This is a genomic window from Micromonospora sp. DT46, from assembly GCF_049841735.1.
Classification (GTDB): domain Bacteria; phylum Actinomycetota; class Actinomycetes; order Mycobacteriales; family Micromonosporaceae; genus Micromonospora; species Micromonospora reichwaldensis.
In genome coordinates, this window is sequence record NZ_JBNCKW010000020.1 from 1 (window position 1) to 5,584 (window position 5,584).

At 75.6% G+C, this 5,584-nt stretch carries 1 protein-coding gene; it reads right to left on the bottom strand.

Translation table 11 applies throughout. The annotated features are described in order from the left end of the window. Positions 1-5,584, bottom strand: a 5,584-nt coding sequence (locus ACLQ20_RS31270) for an amino acid adenylation domain-containing protein (RefSeq protein ID WP_425858366.1), incomplete at both ends; no start/stop codon positions are given.

Here is a 5,584-nt window from a genome sequence, read left to right on the forward strand (position 1 = left end):
GTTTCCTGGCGTTGCAGGGTGCCGTCGGTGAGCCATTGGCGTTGCCAGGCGGCGTAGTCGGCGTACTGCACCGGCAGCGGCGGCAACGGATCCGGCCGACCGTCGTGGAAGGCGGCGTACAGCACCCCCAGCTCACGGGTCAGGACGCCGATGGACCAGCCGTCGGAGACGACGTGGTGCATGGTGACGAGCAGGACGTGCCGGTCCGGGGCGAGGGTGACCAGGCGGCCCCGGATCAGGGGGCCGGCGGTCAGGTCGAACGGGGCCGTGAACTCCTCGTCCTGGAGCCGGGCCAGCCGGGCGGCGGCGTCGGGCGCCCCGGTGAGGTCGTGCGTGTGCAGGGTGAAGCCGGTGCCGGGCGGGTCGACCTCCTGGTGGACGTCGGAGCCGGCGGGCACGAGCCGGGTGCGCAGGGCCTCGTGCCGGGCGACCAGGGCGTCCAGGGCCGCCCGTAGCGCGTCGTGGTCGAGCCAGCCGGCCAACTCCAGGGCGAGGGGCATGTGGTAGGCGTGGCCGAGACCGCCGAGGCGTTCCAGGAACCACAACCGCCGCTGCGCGAAGGAGGGCTCCAGCGCGCCGGCCCGGTCGACCGGGCGGATCGGGGGCAGCACGTCGCGGCCGTCCGGCGTCAGCCGGGCGACGAAGGCGGCGAGGACCGGCGCCGCGAAGAGCGCCGCCGGGGAGACCTCCCGCCCCAGCACCTGCCGGATCCTGGAGACCAGCCGCATGGCGAGCAGCGAGTGGCCGCCCAGGGCGAAGAAGTCGTCGTGCCGGCCGACCCGCTCGACTCCCAGCACCTCGGCCCAGACGCCGGCGACCATGGTCTCCAGCAGGCCGACCGGCTCGACGTGCCCGCGCTGGCCGAAGGCATCCCCGTCCGGTGCCGGCAGCGCCGCCCGGTCGAGCTTGCCGTTGGGCGTCAGCGGCCACGCGGCCAGCCGGACGTACGCCGACGGCACCATGTGCTCCGGCAGTTGGGCGGCGAGCCGGTCCCGCAGCCGCGCGGCGTCCGGCGCCTCTGCGCCCAGCACGTACGCGACGAGCCGCTGGTGGCCGCCGGCGTCCGGGCGCGCCACGACGACCGCCTCCCGGACGCCCTCGGTCGCCGCCAGCCGCGACTCGATCTCGCCCAGCTCGACGCGGAAGCCCCGGATCTTCACCTGGAAGTCGTCGCGGCCCAGGAACTCCAGTTCGCCGTCCGGCAGGCGGCGACCCAGGTCACCGGTGCGGTAGAGCCGCTCGCCCGGCACGAACGGGTTGGCGCGGAAGCGCCGGGCGGTCAGCTCGGGCCGGTTCAGGTAGCCGCGCGCCACGCCCGCGCCGCCGATGTGGATCTCGCCGACCACCCCGTCCGGGACCGGCTCGCCCTCGCCGTCGAGCAGGTAGACGCGCACGTTCGGCAGCGGCCGGCCGATCGGCAGGCAGGTCGCCCCGGCGAGGCCGTCGGTCGGGAGCAGGTGGCAGGTGCTGTCGACGGCCGCCTCGGTCACGCCGTACGCGTTGACGATCCGCACCCGCGGGCCGCACAGGGCCCGGAGTTGGGCGGCGTTCGCGGCGGTCCAGGCGTCCGAGCCGCAGACCACCGTCTCCAACCCGGCGAGGCTCCCGCCGGTCGACTCCAGGTGCGCCAGCAGCGGGTTGAGCACCGCCGGCACGAAGTCGGCGAAGTCCACGTCGTGGCGGCGCAGCAGGGCGTACAGGCCCGCGCTGTCCAGCAGCAGCGGACGCGGGCAGAGCACCAGCCGCCCGCCGAAGCCGAGCGCCCGCACCACGTCGGCGGTGAAGACGTCGAAGGAGAAGCTCGCCATCTGCAGGTGCACCAGGCCGGGACGCAGGTCGAACAGGCGCTCCCAGGCGGCGGCCACGGCCACCAGCTGCCGGTGCTCCACCAGCACCCCGTTGGCGGTGCCGGAGGTGCCGGACGTGTAGATGACGTACGCCAGATGGTGCGCGCCCAACCCGTCGACGGCCGGGTCGGTCACCGGCAGCTCCGCCCAGGCCGCCGCGTCGAGGTCCAGGTCGACCACCGGGGTGTCGAGCCCGGCCAGCGCGGCGTGCAGCCGCTCGCGGGCCGGGCCGTGGGTCAGCGCCGTCACCGGCGTGCTGTCGCGCAGCATGGCGGCGAGCCGGTCGGCCGGGTAGGCCGGGTCGAGCGGGAGGTAGGCGCCACCCGCCTTGAGGACCGCCAGCAGGCCCACCACGGTGTCCAGCGACCGCTCGACGCAGATCGCCACCAGCCGGTCGGGACCGACGCCCCGGGCGCGCAGGTGGTGGGCCAACCGGTTGGCCCGCGTGTTCAACTCGCCGTAGGTGAGCCGCTCGTCGCCGAGGACGAGGGCCACCGCCTCCGGGTCGCGGGCCGCCCGGGCCTCGACGAGGTGGTGCACCAGGCGCCCCGGCGGGTACGCCACCGTGGCGTCGTTGCCCTCCTCGACGAGCCGGCGGCGCTCGGCGGGGGGCAGCACGTCGAGCCCGCCCACCGGCGCGTCCGGCGCCCGCTCCAGCGCGTCGGCCAGCGTCTCCAGGGCCCGTTCGACCATCGCGCAGACCCGGTCGGGCGCCACCCCGGCCGCGGCGGCGACGGTCAGCGCGACGTTGTCGCGCAGGTCGTCGACGTCCAGCGCGAGCGGGTAGTTGCCGCGCTCCTGGGCGGCCAGGTAGGTCAGGTCGTCCGCGTCGGGTTCCGGCGCGGGGGCGTCCGACTCGGCCAGCACCTCGGCGCGCCGGTAGTTCAGCAGGGCGGTGAAGAGTGGCGCCGGTGGCGCGACGCCGCTGCACGACTGGGCCAGCGCCAGCGACGCGTGCTCGTGCCGGATCAGCCCGGTCAGCGCCTCGTGGGTGCGCAGCACGCACTCCGTGGCGCCGGTGGCGTCGACGGCGACCCGCAGGGGGAGCGTGTTGAGGAAGGGCCCGAGGACGCGGTCGCTGCCCGCGCCAGCGTCCATCCGCCCGGAGAGCACGGTGCCGAAGACGACGTCCCGGCGGCCGGCGGCCCGGGCCAGCACCTGCCCCCAGGCGACGTGGAACAGGCTGGTCACCCCGACCTGGAGGTCCTGGGCCCGCTGCCGCAGCCGCCGCGTCAGCTCCGGCCCGAGCCACACCCGGGCGTCGCGCATGGTGTGCCCGTCGCCGTGGATGTCGCGCAGGCCGAAGGGCACGGTCGGGCTGTCCACGTCGGAGAGCATCCGGCGGAAGAAGGTCTCCTGCTCGGCCCGGTCGACGCCGCGCCGGATCCGCGCCACGAAGTCGCGGAACGGCAGCGGCGGCGGCAGCCGGTCGCCCTCGCCGGCCAGGTACGCGCGGACCTCGGCCCGCAGCTGCTTCAGCGAGGTGTTGTCGTCGACGATGTGGTGGATCAGCTCCACGGCCAGCCACCCGCCGTCGCGCGGGTCCCGCGCCACCAGCAGCCGTAGCAGCGGGGCCTGGTCGAGGGGGAGGCGGGCGTACCGCCGGTCGACGTGCTCGCGGAGCTGCCGGAGCGGGTCGTCGCCCGCGGGATCGAGCGTGACCTCCTCCATCGGCAGGGGCGCCCGGCGCCACACCACCTGCACCGGCTCGTTGATCCCGTGCCACACCACCCCGGTGCGCAGCACGTCGTGCCGGGCGACCACCGCCTCCAGCGCGGCGGCGTAGCGGTCCAGCCGGTCCCGGTCGGCGAAGCGCAGGACCGTGGTCACCAGGTAGGGGTCGCGGTCGTGGGCCATCAGGTGGTGGAAGAGCATCCCCTCCTGCACCGGGGCCAGCGGGTAGACGTCCTGCACGTTCGGCGCCCCGCCGGAGACGGTGGCGACGACCGCGTCGATCTCCGGCTGGCTCAGCTCCACCAGCGGCAGCAGGTCCGGGGTGATCCGGTCGCAGCCGGCCGGGATCGGCTCCGGCGTCGCCTCGGCCCGGTCCGCGCCCGCGCCCACGGCGGCGGCCAGGTCGGCCAGGACCGGCGAGGCGAAGAGCGCGCGTACGTCGGCGGGCATGCCCTGGCGGCGCATCCGTTCCAGCACCCGCAGGGCCAGCAGCGAGTGCCCGCCCAACGCGAAGAAGTTGTCGTGCCGGCCGACCCGCTCGACGCCGAGTACCTCGGCCCAGATGGCGGCGAGGGCGGTCTCCGTCGGACCGACCGGCTCGGTGTAGTGCCGGGCGGCGAAGGCGGACCCGTCGGGTGCGGGCAGCGCCCGGTGGTCGAGCTTGCCGTTGGGCGTGAGCGGCCACTCGGCGACCCGCACGTACGCGGCCGGGACCATGTGCTCCGGCAGGACACCGGCCAGCCGGGTCCGCAGCGCCTCGGCCGTCAGCCGGCGCACCGATGCGGTGTAGTAGCCGACCAGGCGCGGCTCGCCCGTGGCGTCGGTCGTGACCGTCACCACCGCGTCGCGTACGCCGGGGCAGGCGGCCAGCCGGGCCTCGATCTCGCCCAGCTCGACGCGGTAGCCACGGATCTGCACCTGGGAGTCGTTGCGGCCCAGGTATTCGAGACCGCCGTCGGGACGGTGGCGCACGAGGTCACCGGTGGCGTAGAGCCGGTCCCCCGCGACGAACGGGCTGGGCCGGAAGCGTTCCGCGGTCAGCGCGGGACGGTTGAGGTAGCCGCGCGCGACCCCCGCGCCACCGACGTGGAGCTCGCCGACGACCCCGGGCGGCACCGGTTCCCCCCGCCCGTCGAGCACGTAGAGCCGCAGGTCCCCGATGGGTCGCCCGATCGGGCTGACGCCGGGTCGCTCGGTGTCGGCCGGGGTCAACGGCCGGTGGGTCACGTGCACGGTGGTCTCGGTGATGCCGTACATGTTGACCAGCTCGGTGCGCCCGTTGCGCGCGTCCGCGTACCACGGCCGCAGCATCGTCGGGTCCAGCGCCTCGCCCCCGAAGACCACCGTACGCAGCCGGTGCGCCCGCGCGCTGTCGGCCTGCGCGGCGATCAGGCTGCGGAACGCGCTGGGGGTCTGGTTGAGGACGGTGACGCCCTCGTCGCAGAGGAGCCGGTGGAAGTCGGCGGGGGAGCGGCTGACCAGCCGGGGGACGACCACCAGCCGGCCGCCGTGCAGCAGCGCCCCCCAGATCTCCCAGACGGAGAAGTCGAACGCGAAGGAGTGGAAGAGGCTCCACACGTCCGTCGGACCGAAGCCGAACCACCCGGCCGTGGCGGAGAAGAGCCGCACCACGTTGGCGTGCTCGACCATGACGCCCTTCGGGCGGCCGGTGGAGCCGGAGGTGTAGATGACGTAGGCGAGGTGGTCGGGCCGGGTGCCGGGGTCGGGGTCGGTGGTGGGGTGCTCGGCCCAGTGGTGGGCGTCGGCGTCGAGGTCGACGAGGGGCGCGTCGGCGAGGCCGTCGACGGTGGCGCGGGTCGCGGCGTGGGCGAGGACGGCGACCGGGGCGCTGTCGCCGAGCAGTTCGCCGAGGCGCTCCGCCGGATGGGCGGGGTCGAGCGGCACGTACGCGCCGCCGGCCTTGAGCACGGCCAGCAGGGCGACGACCAGCTCGGGTGAGCGTTCCAGGCAGACCGCGACGAGGGTGTCGGGGCCGACGCCGTGCGCGCGCAGGTGGTGGGCGAGCCGGTTGGCGCGCGCGTCGAGGTCGCGGTAGGTGAGCG